The organism is Leisingera caerulea DSM 24564, assembly GCF_000473325.1.
GTDB lineage: Bacteria > Pseudomonadota > Alphaproteobacteria > Rhodobacterales > Rhodobacteraceae > Leisingera > Leisingera caerulea.
The window spans coordinates 275,995-292,590 of sequence record NZ_AXBI01000020.1; the positions used below are offsets into that span (position 1 = coordinate 275,995).

The following is a 16,596-nucleotide window of genomic DNA, read 5'->3' on the forward strand; positions in this document are numbered from 1 at the left end:
CTCACAAGTCTCGACCCGGGGGTGCCAGATTGTCCTCATTGCCCTCGGGAGACCCGCTCAAACAGCTCTTCAGCTCAAGCACCTGCTCCTCCAGGTGCCGCACCCTGGCAAGGGCGCGGGAGAGAACGTCAACGCTCTCAGGGTTTCCGGACCCGCGGCGGTAGTTCGCATAGATGTCAAAGAAGGTTTTCTCGAACTCACTGCCCCTGAGCAAGTCGATATAATTGGCATCCCGCAATGCCTGGTCATCCGCTCGCCGGATCGCCAAGCTCCGGGCGTCGGAGAGCGCCTCCTCAAGGATCCTGCAGCGCGCCATGAGAGCGGCATCGCCCGCCCCGGCCCCAATCTTGGCCGCCAGAACCTCCAGCAAACCCTCGTGCAGAATCTGGTCCTGCGCCCCCTCGGAGACTTCGGCCCCATATTGTGAGATGGCAGCCGCGCGCACGTCTTCGAACGCCTCCTGAAGGGACGGAAAGGCACGGATCGGCAGTCCGGCGTCGCCAACAGAGGACACCGGAATTCCACGCGCCATCGCCGCACCTGCCAGCATCAGCTCATGCGGTGTCGGGCTCCTGCGCACGATAAGCCCGCGAAATCTCTTGAGATCCGCCATATCATCAATGGGCTGCACTGTGATGCGGTTGCGGACCTGCAGGTCCCGCGCAAAGCCGCCCTGCCCGCACCATGCATGATCCGGGTGGTCGGGTGCGGGCTGGGTGATGCCATAGGTGTGGGCGGGAAATGGCATGTGCCAAACGCCTTGCAGGATCGACTTCAGGCTTCGGGCTGCGGCCGCAAGCTCAGCTGGGTCCAGCCGCCCCTCCTCTGCAGACGCAATCAGCGGGTCAAAGATGGCCGCGGCCAGATCATCCGGCTCCTCTCGCTCATTGATCACCCCGGACCGGGCCGTTTCCATCTGGCGGATCAGCCCGTAAAAGAACTGCCGCGCCTTCCTGCTGCCGGTCTCAAATTCAGGCTGGCCATCGCCCCCCAGGAGGCGGGAGCAGAGTTCCTCTGCCGCTTGCCGGAAGCCGTCGCCTCGCAGCTGCGCAAGAATATAAGAGAATTCCCGGGCTTCACGCATGTTGTGTTTTCCTAGCCTCTTTCCAGGCCGCCGCCAGATCGAAGGTTTCACCTCCGACTTCAAGAACGGGGCGTGTTTCAAATTCGTGCCGGCACCGCGAGCACCGCAGCAGAAAGTAGCTTGGGCCGCCGCCGCTCGGCGGCTCGATCTCGCTCATGCGCACCCGCGCACCGCATCGTGCGCAGGCGCAGGGCGCAAAGGGCGCGCAATCCCATCGCGAGATCCCCGCGATCTCCGCCGCGGGCGTGCCGCTGCGGCGGCTCTTGCGGGGCTTTGCTCGTTGCGAAGCGCTCATCGCTGCTCTCCTGGCATGCCGCCAGCGGATGGCTGGTGCCCCGTCCGCATCACGTCATCATCGGCACAGCATTGCGCCTCTCCATGAAACTGCGGACACGCTCATCAAACAGAATGTGCCGCTCCTCCACGGGTGCCGCCAGGGTCAGCCCGCTCAGCCGCGTGGCCCGGCTGAGAGCAACATAGGCCTGCCCGGGGGCAAAACTGCCTCGGGTGTCGACATGCAGACTGTCGAGCGACATGCCCTGAGAGCGGTGGATCGTAATCGCCCAGCCCGGCAGCAGCGGAAGCTGCCGGTAGGTCCCGACCACGCGGCGCTCCATAGTTCCGTCGACCGATGCCTCATAGCGGACATTCTCCCACTTGTGCTGGGTAACAGTGACCTCTTCACCGCTGTCGAGCTTAACGACCGCCACGGGGCGGGTCTTGCTGTCCCGCTCGCAGCGCACAAGCGTGCCCGCAGATCCGTTCGTGTAACCGGCCTTCATATCATTTGCGCAGATCACCACCCTGGTGCCTGGCTTCAGCATCATCTTTGGCGGCACGCGCATCATGCGGGGATCGAATGTGTCCTTCACCTCGCCTTCGATGCGGTATCTGCCACCCGGGAGACGGTTCATTGCCTCGATGTTGATGCGCGTCGCCGCATCATTGGTTGCCACGAGGCGGGTTGCCCCTGCTTCCGGCGGCCCTACACGGCTATTGATCAGGGAGAGGTCAGGCACCTGCCCCTTGCGCATCTCATTCAGCCATGCGGCAAACTCGAGATCGTCAGCCTGGCGGTGAATGCTGGTGAGTTCGACCTCCTTGAGCCCGCTCCAGTACCTGGATTGGAACGCAAAATGATTTCCGGCCCCGTAGAGTGCATCCAAAGCCTGCAGTTCATGCCTCGGGATGACCGGCGGCAGCTGGGCAAAATCCCCCACCACGATAAGCTGGTATCCCGCGAAATCCCCGAACCCGCGCGCAGCGCCGAAGAGGCGGTCCCGGATACCCTGAAAGTGGTCAATGCGCGCCATGGAGATCTCATCCAGGATGAAGCATTTTGCCATCCGGATCCGCTTTTTCACGCGGTCATCCACACGCAGATCATGGGGCGTGTGGATCTTGCCGCCCAGCCCGAAAAAGCTGTGCAGCGTCTGCCCGCCGATCATTTGCGCCGCATTGCCTGTGGTTCCCAGATGGACCGTCACACGGTTCGGATTGCGCCGGGCAAACTCCCGGATGACTTCAGACTTGCCGGAACCAGCCCCTCCGGTCAGAAAGACAGATTCCCCATGCCCCATCAAATCGAGAGCCTTTTCCTGATCTGAGGAAAACTTCATTGCAGTATCCAATTTTCGCATATTGGCAACACGCTACAGAGGTGGTAAAAAATATTCAACTTGCTTTTTCGCATTCCGGCAGCAAGCGGAGCCAGATTGCACAGCTTTTCGGACAGGAGACCCCAATTGTTCATCACATTCGAGGGCGGCGACGGGTCAGGTAAAACAACCCAGGTCCGCAAGCTGGCCGAATACCTTGAGATGCAGGGCATTGAAGTCGTGACCACGCGGGAACCTGGCGGCTCAATCGGGGCCGAAGAGATCCGCGCCCTGCTGCTGTCGGGCGACGTGGACCGGTGGTCGGCGGAGAGCGAGCTACTTCTGTTCACGGCCGCGCGGCGTGACCATCTCGAAAAGACCGTATGGCCAGCGCTGAAGCGCGGCGCCGTGGTCATTTCAGACCGGTACGTCGATAGCACGCGGGTCTACCAGGGTCTGAGATCAGCCGAACTGCGCGACAAGGTGGACCGGCTGCACGATCTGATGATCGGATATGATCCGGCCCGGACCTTCATCCTGGATATCGACCCCAAGGCCGCACTCACGCGCGGCATGGCCCGGCTTGCGCAGTCGGGCGTTGATGAGGATCGGTTTGAAAATATGGGCCTCGAGTTTCAGATGCGTCTGCGCACGGGTTTCAAGGAAATTGCCGCGTCCGGTCCGGGCCGGTACCGGCTGATCGACGCTGCGGGCGGCGCCGATGAAGTCTTCTCCCGGATTTGCGAAAATCTTCCGCAAGGCTTGCGGGATCGCTTCACCTCGCCCGGCTGTGAGCCGGCATGACAAAGGACAGATTATGAGCCCCAACAACCCCACCCCTGCGCCGGAAATCATCAATTCCGCACCCGGGCCGGAAATCATCAAACCCGCCCCCGCGCCGGAGATCATTCACCCGATCCCGCAGCGCCGGCAGAAGCTCGCTGACGACTTCGGCCACATCATGTTTGGCCTGCCCGGTCCCGCCATCAAGAAGGCGGAAGATGCAGCGATGCCCCTCGCCCAGGAGCTTTTGCCGGATGTCAGCCCGGAGTTGCAGCGGGCTCTGATCCGGATCGCGGGCCTTTACACGAAGGATGCCCGGGGGGTCACGGACTTCATGGCGACGCGCTATTTCGACCTTCTCGAAACCTATGCCTACGGTATTGAGCGGGACAATGCCCGGGCCGAAGGCGCATCCGCGTACTGGCTGTTCCTCGCCACCAACAATCAGCTGCGGATCCTGGATCAGGTCCACATCCCGGTCCTGTCCGAGCACCTGCTCGCCAACACCCACCAGGTTCTGGCCGCGCGCAGCTTGCTGCGCATTGGCGCCCTGGTAATGGACATCGGCAAAATCGGCAGCTTTGAGAAGATCCATGAGATCATCAAAAGGTCGAAAGCGGTTGGCAAGGTCGGCTACAACCTGCCCGACCCGGAAGCCTTCACACCGCACACCCCACCGGCGGCTGTGACCCAGGCATCGGAACCGCCCAGTCTGCCCGCATAAATCCTCGCCCTATCGAGGCAAACACCTCCCCTTGTTCGGGGAGGTGTTCCAGCGGGCGCTTCGCCTGCACATCAACCCACCACAAACATGATAATGTTTTTCGCATTTCTCTTGCCGGGCCACCCGTGCTCCTGTAAACATGTTTGCGAAAAACTTTAACACCGGAGATGCGAATGTCGTTTGAAACGAAAATCCAAGAAACCGAGGCTATGGTTCGGGAATCCCAGACCCTCGTCACCCGTGTCAGCGGCCAAATCGCTGAGGCCGGCAGCACCGCCGAGCTGGACATTGAAAACGCCACGCTGGAAGACGTGCATGGGCACACCGATGTGATGAACGCGAATATCGCTGATCTGATCATGGGCCTCGATGATGTGACCCAGAAATTCCAGGGCGACTTCGATGCCATGCGCTCCAAGACCATGGGGGAGAAGCTGGTCGGCTTTTTCGCCCGCGGCAAATCCGAGTCCATGCGTGCCGAACGCATCCGGGAAGCCTCGATCGACGACAAGCTGGAAGACCTCATCAGCAAGTCCAACACCATCGTTGGCCTGCTGGACAATCAGCTGAACGTGCTTCAGGACCAGAAAGGCAAGGTGGAAGTCCAGCTGACGTCGACCCTGCAGCAGCGTGAAGCCGCGGTCTCAGAACTGGAAGGCACGCGCCAGCAGATCGCGGCGATGGACCCGGCCATCATCGAGCTGGAGAACAAGATCTCCGTCGAGACCGATGCGGCGGCGCGGACCCAGCTGGAAACCGAGCTGGCAAGCCAGAACAAGGCCTACAATGAGCTGGTCCAGCTGGAACAGGTGAAGCTCGCGGAGAGCCAGACCCTGGAACGCTACATCGAGAAGGGCAAGACCTGGGTCGACTCTCTGCAGAACCAGATCGCGACCCAGATGGTCCTTATCAACAAGCTGAAGACAGACACCCAGCAGCGTGTGGTTCTCTATGATGCGCTGACCAAATCGCTCAAGACCGCCCAGCAGCAGGATGTGGCCCACCGCATCAACGAGATCGGCGTGAAAACCGACCAGGAGGCCCAGGCGGCCATGGCGGGTATCGGCGCGGCCACAAACCGCCATATGGCCGACATGATGGAGGCTCACGAAGACCATATGGTGTTCGCCCGCAAGGTGCTGGAAGATAAGGCCAAGGCCGATGACCGCTTCTCCCGCCGGTTCGCGGATATCGTCGCCAAACACGACGCCAACGCCTACGGCGGCCAGTAATGGCTGAAATCGACCTCACACAAGGTTTTGCAGAGCTCGGCCAGGAGGCCGAGCTCAAGCCCTACCTGCAGCGGCTGGCAGATCTGGCCAACCGTCTGCCAGGGGCGGTCGATGAGCTCGTATCCTATGAGGATCTCAACCCCCATGAAGGCAAGGTGCTGCAAAACTTTGCCATCAGCTGGGCGCGCGGCGCGGAAGCGCTCGTGATGAAATACCTCATGTCCGGCCGTGTGGCCGGAAAGTCCGGCCACCTGACTGTCGACCGGCTCGGGTCCGGCTTGCCGATCTGGCAGGAAATGGTGACGCTTTCGCAGGACAAGGAGGCGGCGGCCGAAATCCTGACCTCGATGCGCAGCCGTGAGGAGCTTAAGGCGTCCATGCTCAAAGCCATGCTGCGCGATCAGCTGTCGCCAGCACCGCAGCAATATGCCATGAGCCAGCGCATCTATCAGGAGACGCTGGCCGAAGGGGATGTCGCCCTCCCCCGCAGCCCTCTCACATTTGACCGCCTTGAGCCTTCGGACTGCGGCCGCCAGCGCTACATGGTCGGCTGGTCCGTCATTGACGTGCAATCCAACTGTCCAGTGGTCTACACGATGCTGCTCGAAGACAGCTCCGGGGGCACTGCAGATGAAAATGATGCACGTCTTCATCGGCTTCGGGCCGCACTGCACGGGCAGTCCAACCTGGAAACCGGCCTGCTCGACATGGCCATTGGGGTTGATCACGCTGTCAGCAGCCTTCACCCCAAGAAGATCCGCCGTTTCACATTCGGCCCCTTCCTGTCGCCAGCATTCTCCGCCGCGTCCGGCCCCATGATGGACCTGTTGCGGGCCGCGGCCCCGGCTTCGGAAGAAGAGTGGGCATTGCGGATCCGGATGGAGACGGTCCGCTCGCATGGGGAATTCCAAAGCGGCGGCATTCTCAGCTCGACCCGGCGCCAGGAGTTCTCCCCCTCGCCGCAGCAACGGGACGGCTACCTGATGACCACGCTGGCCTTTCAGGCGGTTTGCGAAAATCATTCTGATGATTTCCGCGGCGTCCGGAAGTATGTGATCACCGGTAAAAACCAGATCACCGCCCACAGCTGATCCCCGCATCCCCGCAAGACATTCAAAACGAAAGCTGACTGACATGAATCAGAATGAGATGCCCCTGTCCGAGGCAGAAATCCAGTCCCACTACAGCGCCGCAACTGCGGTCCTGACATCCCTCACCCACGCGCCCCGCATTGCCAAGCCGGTTGCTGAAGCCGTGGCGCCGACGGCCGCCCGTTCGCCCGGGATCACCGCACCGCCGCGCCGTTTGCGGTCAACAACTCCCGGCCTGGCCACCCGCGCCCCGCGCGCGGCCACCGGCTCTGTCCGGCTGATCGACCGCATCTCAGGCCTGGGCGACGATGAGTTGCCTGGTCCGGTTCAGGCGGCGACGGTGCGCGCCCTGCGCCGTGCGGTTGCCATTGCCTATTCCGTCGGGGATGCATTTGCGCAGCGCTGCGCGCTGGCCGAGATGAAGCAGGCCAACAAGACCGGAACGCTGGCGGCAGCAAGCCGTGCGGAATTTTCCCAGCTTCTGACCGCGGAATCTTTGATCGTGCTGTCGGTCTTCGGAAATGCTGCATCCTACCTGCTGGCCTCCCATGCGGGAGAAGCGCAGGTCGAAATCGGCCCGGTTGAGGAGATCCTGACCGACAATGCGCCTCAGGCCATTCAGGGCGCCCTGTGGGAATTGGATCAGGACATCGCGGCCTTCGCGGGCGGCGATGAGGCCAAGCTCGTCCCGGTCGTCCTGGCCTACTGCGAGGCGCTCATGTCGCGTGTCCGCGATCGCGCGGCAACAACTCCGCACCTGGAAGCCTTCACCGACGCGGCATGGCGCGTTGAAGCGGATGATCTGCCGATTTCCGGCTTTGACCCGGCGCGCAAGGCAAAGGGCAGCCAGCTGGTCATGGCCTTCAAAAAGCCGGAAGAGGTGATCGGCAACGCCGTTGCCAAATCGCAGGCGCTGCGCCTGTCAAAGATGCTGATGGCCTACGATTTCCAGCGCAAGCTGAACCCCTTCGCCGAGCTGGGCGGGTTCATCTTCACCTTCATGGGGGATGGGAACCCGGGCACCGGTAAGACCACGCTCATTCAGATGATGGGCGGCCTGCTGAACGATTACTGCCAGAATGCCGGCTACCCGTTCCGCTATGAGAACTTCGGCATCGATCAGATCGACAGCTACCAGGGCAAGTCCGGCCAGAACGCCAAAGCCTTCATCAACAATGTGATGGATCCGGCCGTCATCGGCTTTGGCACGGTTGACGACATCGACCAGATCGCAGGCAAGCGCGGCGACAGCCAGTCCTCCGCTGGCCAGCAGGAGGTGACCGCGGTGCTGATGGAGGCATTCGCCGGCGCGAACACCATCGTGCGCGGCAACGCGACGTTTGGCATGTTCTCGAACTATCCCGAGAACGTTGATGATGCGCTGCGCCAGCGCGCTGGGGCCCGCTTCCTGATCGATGGCCCTCAGAGCCGCGAGGACTACATCGACATCCTGACCCTGCTCCTGGGCAAGAACCACGCGATCCCGGTTGGTGATCACGACCTCTTTGCCACCCAGGAGATCTCCCGGGCCGTGAAGGCTTCCTACGATCGCCATTCGCGTCCGCAGGAAGACGCCCTGGCACAGGTGTTCGATGCCGTGACAGGCCGCGTAGGCGAGCTGGACACTCTGGAGAAGATCGGCACCTATCTGAAGGCGATCCAGGAGGCCGACGGCCGCTTTACGGGCCGCGCCATCAAGAACATCACCGACGCCGTGAAAGTCCGCGCGATGGACTTTGAACTGCCGGATGAATGGATGGAGAATCCGGAGCTGTTCCTGTTCAAGGACTATGACGCCAAGAAGGCAATGATCGAGGAGCTGCGTGAACCGATCACCACCGCAATGGTGATCCAGGAGATCAACCGCTACGCCGACAGCGAATTCCGCTACGCGGGCAAGTCCGATGAGGCGGAAATCTCCAAGATGGTTCGCAATATGGGCCTGCAACAGGAAGCCATGCGGCGTTTCGCGCCCGCCTGATGCCTGGCGGCATGTCTCGATGTGCAAAGCGGCCCGCCAGATTGCTGGCGGGCCGCTCCGTTTGCGCAGGCCGTCCGCTGCGTCATCCAGCGATGCTGAACATCTCCGCGGCCTTGCGCCAGTGATTTGGGTTCAGATTCGCAGCCTTCCCGGCAATCAGCTCAAAGCTGCCCTCCGGCATGTCCTCCCTGGGAACGATCTGCGTGCGCTCTGAGTGGCGGAGCCAGGTTAAGAGGTTCTTGCGCAGCACATTGTCCGCATCTTCGCGGCTCAGTCTCCATTCTCGGAACGCCCCATTCCGAAAGGTCAGGATTTTCCAGTCAGCGCTGATATGGCGCTGATAATTTCGCCCGAAGTCCGTGTCGTGGACCACCGCCTGAATGAACAGAGGGTCGGTGCAATCCACCTGTTGAGCTCGTAGGGCCAGATCGAGAGCCTCGCCGAGAATGTACTCGAAGTCCCGCGCGCGGGTGGTTTCCAGGCGCGACATGGCTTCTGCCCACTCATGCCCGGGGCCGGGGCGGGCGTAGATCCCATGGTCCAGGACATCTTCTGGCAGGCCCGGCACTGCCGCTCCGGCCAGCGCCGGCTCCGGCGCCGCGGCATCAAGGTCAATCCGGAAGTCCCCTCCCACGCTCGCCCCCCAATCCAAGGCAAGATCGCCAAGCCCCCGGGAAATCAGGCGAGCCATTGCAGCGGTATCTCTCATTGCGTCCGCGCCGCTATCGGGGTCTGCAATCAAGCGGACCGCATCAGTATCCATCCGCCCCACGCTTTCGTTTGCGTTCATGCGGTCGAACAGGTCCAGCGGGATCAGGCCGATGCAGCGTGCAGGACCAAGCACAAGGAGGCCCTGACTTACCCCTTCCGCGGCAAGAAGAGCGCTCCAGTCAATCCTGCCGGCGCAGGTGATCACTTGCAGCAGTGCTGCGCCAGCTTGTGCTGTCAGAGCCTCCACCTCCAGGTCTTCGGTGAAGATCTCATTGTCTGCAGACAGCAGCACTGAGAAGTCGGTATCAAACTGCGCCCGGGCATGGGTGCCGATGACCCGGATGACCATCCCTGCGACGGCGGCCCTATCCGTCGTTGTACCTTCAACCAGGGCTTCGGAAATCCGGCCCCGAAGAAATGGCGGATCCGCGAGCAGCGGCCCTGCTTGGCTGAACCGGACAAGCCTTGCACCGATCGGGGCAGCGTCCGGCCGGGAAGGCTTCAGCCCATTCATGATCTTCGCGAGCCGGGCCGGGCCAGCTTCATCGGATGGCTTTGCAGATGCAGCGGCCAGCAGTCCGCCCCAATTTTTCCCCGGCATGATTTCCGCCGCAAAATCATTGAGAAGCATCGGCTTGGTGACGGGTTTGCCGCTGCGCCTAAGAAACCTGTCTGCGACGCGGCTCACCTGCTCGGCGGTTGCAACAAAGTTGGCTCGGGATTTGTCCCTGGGCATGCTCACTCCACACTCGAAGCGCCTGATACGGGCAACAGACAGTCATGGACCCTTTGACCGGTCCCGCTGGCGCTTCCTGGCATGAGGATGCGTTCAAGATCGGGTTCAGCTACCCCTCTGGATCCAATGGGTCCGGATCCTTCAGGCCGGGTTTGCTTTCGCTGCCGCGCCAGCCCGTGTGATACGGTGCAACGGCCCCGGGACGGCAGGGCCGTCACCTGCACGTTAGGCTGAAGGGGGAAGATTGGGCAAGCCTTTAAATTGCGTTGCTCCCGCGGCAACTGGCGGCAGCTGAACGGCCCTCCTCTGTCAGTTCGAGGAAGGCGGTGAAGGTGAACATCTCGCCGTCGCCCAGATCGATCGATTCTTCCTCTGGGATCAGAACGAGCCCCTTGCGCACCAGCCCCATCCAGACCCGGCGGCCCGGCACCGGCATGCCCCATAAGTCCAGGCCATTGCGTTCGGGAAGGTCGTCCTCACTGATGGGACGCGCGCGACCGGTGTCGGATAAGCGCAGCGCATTCAGCGCGGCCTGCTCCATCTCGCTCAGCTTCAAATCTTGCATGGCTCGTCCTGCCTCCCCCTCCGGAATACCTTATATTTTTTCGCATTTCAATTGCGGCGCACCACCCCGTCTGGTATCTTTTTCGCATATCGCGCCGCTCGCCGGCCAGAACACCTTTACTCGGAGCAATCGATGATCAGACTGATCGAACGCGGCCTCATGTTCGGCAACCTGGTCCGGGTTGAAAGCCCGGTGCAAGTTGCCCGTTACAACCGCGCCCTCAAACAGCTGACCGGCTTGCAGACCGCGCTCACGGATTTTCATATCGACATTTCAGGCTACAGCCCGGAAATCGGTGACGAACTCAACGACCGCCGGTACCTGAATCACAATGGCTGCAACCGCCAGTTCATCCTGTTGACCGTCGAGCAGAAGTCGGCGCCCTTGCTGAATGCGCATTTCTCGACCAACAGGGAAATCCTGAAGCGCTTCATCGAGGCAAACGAAGCAGCTCTGGCCAGCCTGACCGCCAGGGATGCCTTTGCCGGCGAAATGGAGAACTCGGTCTTCTCGATCGATACAACGGAACACCTCCTGAACCACCGGCAGGTGGTTGTGTGCGGTGATACGACCTCAAACCACATTGCGGCGGCCGATCAGCTCAAAGGAAAAATCGCCCGGTTTGAAACCGAGCGGGATGCCTGGCGCGATGATGTGCTGATCGCTGAGATCGTCGAGCTGGCCCGGCAGACAGGAGACATCACCCGGCATCCGCTATCCTTGAAGGAATGCGAGTTTGAGACGCCGGACTATTGGACATCCCACCTGGGCGGCGCATATGTGTTTGCGAGCCTGGCGGAGCCTGTGATCATCGCTTGCGACCCGGCCCGCCTGAACTGCGACCGCAGCGCGGAGGTGATCCCCTTGGAGCACCGCAACCGGCTGGCGTCTTTCCTGGAGCAGAACGGTCTCGTCGAGAACCTGTTCGCGGCGCCGCGCGAGAAAGCGATCCGGATCCTGCGCCAGAAGATGGATTTCATCCTGATCGGCATGGCGGCCGAGACCGGCCAATTCACCGGCGGCGTCTCCCGTCGCGAGATCAACGCGCTCCCGCGCATCCTGGGGGATGCCCTGCCCTGCTCGTACCGGGCGCTGCAGGACGTCATGCACTGGGCCGAACACGGCGGCAGCTGGCCTTTCATCGAGAGCACCCACCCCGCCTATTTCTACATGCTGCGCGCAGCTCCCGGCCCGAACCGGGATCTCGTCAACATGCTTCTCTCCGAACTCTGCCCGAGGGATGTCCAGAAGATGTACATCTTCCACAAGGAGATGTTCTACGGGGCGTACCGCGGATGGACTGATGCGAAAAAGGAGTTTGTCTCTGACTTTCTGGCGCGGTCCTACGCCATGAACAAGTCCGGGGTCCGAGAAGAGCTCTTCGGCCCCGGGAACCAAGAAGCCATCAGCAGCGAGGCCGCACAATGATTGCCCTGCTTATTGCCCTGGTAGTCGCCTACGGGGTTCGCACGCTCATGCACTATGATCTCGAGGAGCGGATCTATCTTGGCTGGCAGTTCCAGGAAGAACTGGGCTCTCCTGCCAAACTGAGCTTCGAGGAATTTACCGACCATCACACCAGGGCGGCGCGCCCGCAGATCTGGTTCATCTCTGGCCTTGCCGGCCTCTTTACGGCGGGCATCGTTCAATACCTGGCGGAACGGCTGATCTGATCCGCCGCGCTGTTTGAGAGGGAGATCCCTGTGAAATTAATGAAGCCGCCCCGCGCATGGAGGCCAGTATGATCATCAGCCTGATCCGCCTGATCATCTTTGCCACAATCGGGATGTCCATCGCTTATCTGATGGCGCGCTACTACATCAGCTCCGCTCTGCGTGAGGAGCTCGAGAGGGAGTGGCAAGAGCTGCCGATCGCTGTCCGCGGCCCATCCTGCGACCTGTGGGTCGGCATGCGCATGGCTCGCAGCGCGAACTCCATCCGGCTCCGCGCCTTCCTGATCGCTTTCGCGGTTCCGACACTGTCGGGGCTTGCCATCATTCTGACAATCAACTTCCTCTGAAAGGATATTCTGTGAAAAAGATTCTGAAATGGGGTGCGCGCCTTGTCTTTGCAGCCGCCGCCGGCGTCTTCCTCCACTACACGCTCCCGCAGCATGACATCGTTCAGGTTGTGGGGACTGAGAACCGCCGGATCGACTTCGGCGAAAACTCCATGTTCTGGGCTTCGCCGGACTCCGGCACGGAGAAGCGCTCCAACCGGGATGTGTTCTTCATCCAGACCAAGATGGCCAACGGGGCAACCATGGTCTACCGCAACGAAGACACCGGATGGGACTGGCCGCCCTACTTCAAATTCGACAGCCAGAACCTTCAGGCGGAAGCCGCGGGCGCGGTCTCGCCCAACAGCGACCCGCAATACTATGCGATCACCCATTACGGCTGGCGGATCAAATGGTTTTCCATCTTCCCCAACGCTGTAGCCCTGAAGCCCGTTGCCGGTCCGGATGCCTATGTCGTGCCATGGGTGAGCGCCGCGATCCTGACCATGCTGGCCGCCGCCTCCCTGGGCGTGCTGGCCGTCGCGCGCCGCTTCAAGCGCCGCTTTATTCAGCCCAAACTGGATGAGGCGCGCGAGCTTGCCGGGGACGGCATCGAGGGTTTGAGCGCCGCCGGCGATGCAGTGGCCGGACAGGCCCGCAAGAGCCTGTTCTCCTTCTCGCGCTGGCTCGACACCTTCAAAGGCAAGCCGCGCCACTGATCCGAAGGCACAGACCAATCGGAAAGCCGGGCCCTTGCGGCCCGGCTTTTACTTTGCGCAGGCGCGCACGACCGCATCCAGCTCGGCAGTTGCACCGCTGATCAGTTCGGTCGGATCACGGCCGTCCCATGATTGCTGATTTTCGGCGGCCAGCTTTTCAGACAGGGCTGCAAGCCGGCTGCCGGCCTCCTCCTGGCATGGGGCCTCTTCCGCGGACGCCTCTACAGCGTCGACAATCACTTCCACAATCGAGCCCACGGATTCCAATATGGTCTCGCTTACGTCTGAACAGGGAACTTCCCCGACAAAGTTACCGAAGACCACGCGGGCTGAAAAATCCCTGCCCTTCCGCGAGAACCGGATGAAGTCCGCCCCCGACATCAGCGTCAGGTCGCTATTCGCGATCGCCGCTGAGTATTCGGAATGCGGAGGCAGGGCCCAAACCTCACCCTCCTCGCTGAACTGGAAGCCGTAAACAATGATGCGCTCTTCAAACGCGCAGGCCATGTACGACCTCAGTTTCAATGAGTCGATATCCGGTTTCGGCGCCTCGGCGCCAGCAGGCATGCCAGCGAAAGATGCCGCAAGGGCAAGCCAGGACAAGGCTTTCAGGCGTTCATGAAATGGCATGCAGACCTCCTGAGGCGCCGGGAATACTGGGCTCCAGATGACCCGCGCCGCGCTGCCCTGTCAACTTACGGTGGCGCCAGGCCCAAAAAAGAACCGCCCCGCACATTCAGTGCGGGGCGGTTCTTCTGCATCTCGGGTCCATGCTCAGCGGATTGCAAACCCGTCACCGGCGGGATCCAGGCCGATGCGGATCCCATCCCCGGTGCGCTTTTTCCAGATTTCGGAGACGACCAGGTTCCGGATCCGCCCCTGGACCGCTGCACGGATCGCTTTGGCAGCCCCCTGAGCAGCCAGGACGTCCATGGCAGCCTTGTCCATGACCACAGCGAAGCCCATCTCCCGGAAGGTCGCGGCCAGCTGTGCGAACTCAGCGCTTGCCAGCGCGTGACCCAGCCCTTGCGAAGGCTGAGCAAGGCGGATGACGCGGCGCGCAGCTGCAAGCAGTCCGGCATCCAGCAGGCTCCGCAGATCCTCATTCTCCTCGCGTTCACGGGCAAACCCCAGAGCCTGACGGCTGCCGGCCGGATCACAGATACAGGACATGAAGATCCAGGCCCCGCGCAGCGAGACCAGCCGCCCGTCAGCCGCCCGGAACATGCCGGTCTTGAGGACTTCAGAGACCAGCTCCTGGACGGCCTGATCTGAGCGTTCGATATTTTCGAGCATCAGAACCAGATCCCGGTGCCCGTCCCCCGCCTCGACCAGCTGACCGGTGCGGTCAGCGCCGACGGCGCCAGGCAGACCGATCAGCTGATGCATGCTGCTGCGGTCCCGCATCTGACCCATATCGATGCGCACAAAAGGCAGCTCCATCGCGCTGGCGAAGGCCCGTGCGACCCGCGTCGGCGCGGCAGCCGCTGGCCCTGCCAGCAGCATGGAGGAGACCGGGCCGCTGACGTCCAGGTTCAGCACCGCGGCGCGGGCCTCTTCAGAGATCTCTGCGATCGCCGCTTTCTGATCCGAGAGACGATCATGGATCGAGGCTTCAAGGCGGGTGAGCCGGAAGATTTCATCCTCCGACGGCATCTTCGGCCGCCGCAGTCCGAGACGGTCCGCCGCTTCACGCACATGCTCGATGGTCAGCAGCGCTTCCTCGGAGGCATGCCTGCCTGCGGCTTCCTCAACGGCGACCACGCAGGCCGTATCGAGGAGGTCGAACGCTTTGTCAGGGAACCTGCGCTCCGGCTGATAGAGATCGGTGATCCGGCAGATTTCCTCCACAACCCCCTCGGTATCCTCGAGATCGTGGTGGCTCAGATATGACCATGCCGCGCCGCCAAGAATCTCGATGGCCTCTTCCCGGGTCGGCTCTTTGATCTGCATGGTGTCGAACCTGCGCATCAGCGCGGCGTCCTGGCGCAGTTCACGCATTTCGGCCGGTGTCGTGGCTCCGATCACGGTGATTTCGCCGCGGCCAAGCGCGGTCTTCAGCATGTTGGCGCCATCCATGCCGCGCCCATAGGTCGAGCCCGATCCGACCACCATGTGGAACTCATCCACGAACAGGATGGCCTTCTCATCGCGCAGGCGGGCGATCAGGATTTTCATGCGCTCCTCGAAATCGCCCCGGAACTTGGTGCCCGCAACAAGGTCCTGCAGCGCAAGCTCGTAAAAGGGGCGCCCTGCAAGCTTCTTGTCGGTAGCCGCCGAACGCAGCCGCAGCGCCAGTCCTTCCGCGATCGCGGTCTTGCCCACCCCGGCTTCGCCGGACAGGATGATGCTCGACTTCCGGCGGCGGCGCAGAACGGAGATGATCCGGTCGATCTCCTCGTCCCGGCCGACAACCGGATCGATGTCGCCGCGGGCCGCCTTTGCGCCCAGGTCCAGCAGACATGCATCGACATCCTTGCCGACGTCCGCCTCGCTCCGGCCGGCGCGGCGGCCGGCGGAGTTGTTGCTCTGAGGCTTTTCTGCCGCTTTCTCCGCCCGATGCTTGTTCACGAGATCCGCCAGCGGCGGATTGGCATCCTTCTCCTCGCCGAACAGCATGGCGTCGTCAAAGTCTTCGAGGCTCTTATCAAGGAGCGCCGTATCGCGCTGCTGCGCACTCTCAGCCGCCTCCGCATTCCGGGAAGCAATGTAGTCATAATCGGACTGATAAAAGTCCACATCCTCTGCATCCAGCAGCAGCGAACCGGCGCCGCAGTCCTGAAGGGCAGATTCAGCGATCATGGAGCCGAGTGCCGCACGCACCACCTTGAGGTAGAAGTCGGCCAGGGCCGTTTCCGGCTCATCCGCATCGGGGCCTTTGAAATCCTCTCCCATCAGAGCAACGAGCTTGTTCATTTCAGCCGACAGCTCGAGGCTGGGCGAAGCGGAGCTGAACTGATGGTGCTCCCGGAAAGAGCGGGCCAGAGACCCGCGGCACGCGTCGACGTCGCCGCCTGCGCTCTGGATCAAAGCCCCGAAGCCGGGCTCATCAAGAAGCTCATGCATCAGATGCTCAACGCCAAACAGCCTGAACTGAAACCGCCGCGCCAGGTCAGCCGCTGCCGAGAATATGCCCGCTTGCAAGGGGAAGCGGCGCAGATCAGGAAACCGGGGATCCGTTCCGTCAAAAGCAACGGCGCTGGAAACATCTTGCATGACAACCTCTTCCTTCAAAAACTTTTGCAATCTGGGTGCCGCCACGGAAGCAATGACGGTGTTCGCGGATATTTACCTGAGAGGCATGCGAGAATCTATAGCATAACCACCACTGGAAGAAAATTTATTTCGATTATTCGCACTTGTCAAATGTGTG

Annotated in this window: 16 protein-coding genes; 9 read left to right on the forward strand and 7 right to left on the reverse strand. The window is 61.8% G+C overall.

The genetic code is table 11. The features are described 5' to 3' along the window. Position 1: 1 nt before the first annotated feature. From CAER_RS0105040 to CAER_RS0105045, 3 genes are all read right to left on the reverse strand, one after another. Positions 2–1,084: a hypothetical protein gene (locus tag CAER_RS0105040; RefSeq protein WP_027234334.1), complete on the reverse strand. Its 1,083-nt coding sequence runs from the start codon at positions 1,082–1,084 to the stop codon at positions 2–4. Next, complete coding sequence (locus tag CAER_RS30320; RefSeq protein ID WP_209320190.1) at positions 1,077–1,241, reverse strand: hypothetical protein; 165 nt, start codon at positions 1,239–1,241, stop codon at positions 1,077–1,079. Before CAER_RS30320 ends, CAER_RS0105040 begins: the two co-directional genes overlap by 8 nt. Before the next feature lie 187 nt (positions 1,242–1,428). Continuing rightward, on the reverse strand, positions 1,429–2,703 hold the full coding sequence (locus tag CAER_RS0105045) for an ATP-dependent DNA helicase (RefSeq protein ID WP_027234335.1): 1,275 nt from the start codon (positions 2,701–2,703) through the stop codon (positions 1,429–1,431). A 126-nt stretch (positions 2,704–2,829) separates the two neighbouring features. Between CAER_RS0105045 and tmk the strand changes: the two genes are divergently transcribed. The 5 genes from tmk to CAER_RS0105070 all read left to right on the forward strand — a co-directional run bounded on the left by tmk (position 2,830) and on the right by CAER_RS0105070 (position 8,493). Further along, positions 2,830–3,486, forward strand: a complete 657-nt coding sequence (tmk, locus tag CAER_RS27530) for a dTMP kinase (RefSeq protein WP_051357699.1) — start codon at positions 2,830–2,832, stop codon at positions 3,484–3,486. A gap of 13 nt (positions 3,487–3,499) precedes the next feature. After that, complete coding sequence (locus CAER_RS0105055) at positions 3,500–4,189, forward strand: hypothetical protein (RefSeq protein ID WP_027234336.1); 690 nt, start codon at positions 3,500–3,502, stop codon at positions 4,187–4,189. Positions 4,190–4,362: 173 nt separating this feature from the next. Further along, on the forward strand, positions 4,363–5,421 hold the full coding sequence (locus CAER_RS0105060; RefSeq protein WP_409359722.1) for a hypothetical protein: 1,059 nt from the start codon (positions 4,363–4,365) through the stop codon (positions 5,419–5,421). Beyond that, complete coding sequence (locus CAER_RS28810; RefSeq protein WP_051357700.1) at positions 5,421–6,512, forward strand: hypothetical protein; 1,092 nt, start codon at positions 5,421–5,423, stop codon at positions 6,510–6,512. Before CAER_RS0105060 ends, CAER_RS28810 begins: the two co-directional genes overlap by 1 nt. A 43-nt stretch (positions 6,513–6,555) precedes the next feature. Further along, positions 6,556–8,493 (forward strand): AAA family ATPase, encoded by a 1,938-nt coding sequence (locus CAER_RS0105070; protein ID WP_027234338.1) that lies wholly within the window; start codon positions 6,556–6,558, stop codon positions 8,491–8,493. An 82-nt stretch (positions 8,494–8,575) separates the two neighbouring features. Here CAER_RS0105070 and CAER_RS0105075 read toward each other — a convergent pair whose 3' ends face one another. Beyond that, positions 8,576–9,940, reverse strand: a complete 1,365-nt coding sequence (locus tag CAER_RS0105075; protein WP_209320191.1) for a hypothetical protein — start codon at positions 9,938–9,940, stop codon at positions 8,576–8,578. 256 nt (positions 9,941–10,196) lie between these two features. Then, positions 10,197–10,505, reverse strand: a complete 309-nt coding sequence (locus CAER_RS0105080; RefSeq protein ID WP_027234340.1) for a hypothetical protein — start codon at positions 10,503–10,505, stop codon at positions 10,197–10,199. 132 nt (positions 10,506–10,637) lie between these two features. Here CAER_RS0105080 and CAER_RS27540 point away from each other — a divergent pair, with 132 nt between their 5' ends. The 4 genes from CAER_RS27540 to CAER_RS0105100 all read left to right on the forward strand — a co-directional run bounded on the left by CAER_RS27540 (position 10,638) and on the right by CAER_RS0105100 (position 13,223). Continuing rightward, positions 10,638–11,933 carry a DUF6638 family protein gene (locus tag CAER_RS27540; RefSeq protein WP_051357701.1) on the forward strand — a complete coding sequence of 432 codons (1,296 nt, stop codon included), beginning with the start codon at positions 10,638–10,640 and terminating at the stop codon, positions 11,931–11,933. Positions 11,934–11,980: 47 nt separating this feature from the next. After that, complete coding sequence (locus tag CAER_RS0105090) at positions 11,981–12,178, forward strand: hypothetical protein (RefSeq protein WP_154667683.1); 198 nt, start codon at positions 11,981–11,983, stop codon at positions 12,176–12,178. 68 nt (positions 12,179–12,246) lie between these two features. After that, entirely contained in the window at positions 12,247–12,525 is a 279-nt protein-coding gene (locus tag CAER_RS27545; RefSeq protein WP_154667684.1) for a hypothetical protein, read from the forward strand. Between the two features lie 11 nt (positions 12,526–12,536). Continuing rightward, on the forward strand, positions 12,537–13,223 hold the full coding sequence (locus CAER_RS0105100) for a DUF1523 family protein (RefSeq protein WP_036796893.1): 687 nt from the start codon (positions 12,537–12,539) through the stop codon (positions 13,221–13,223). Between the two features lie 48 nt (positions 13,224–13,271). Here CAER_RS0105100 and CAER_RS0105105 read toward each other — a convergent pair whose 3' ends face one another. Then, on the reverse strand, positions 13,272–13,853 hold the full coding sequence (locus CAER_RS0105105) for a hypothetical protein (RefSeq protein ID WP_027234343.1): 582 nt from the start codon (positions 13,851–13,853) through the stop codon (positions 13,272–13,274). 144 nt (positions 13,854–13,997) lie between these two features. Continuing rightward, a complete protein-coding gene (locus CAER_RS0105110; RefSeq protein WP_154667685.1) occupies positions 13,998–16,439 on the reverse strand; it encodes an AAA family ATPase in 2,442 nt (813 codons plus the stop codon). Positions 16,440–16,596 lie beyond the last annotated feature (157 nt).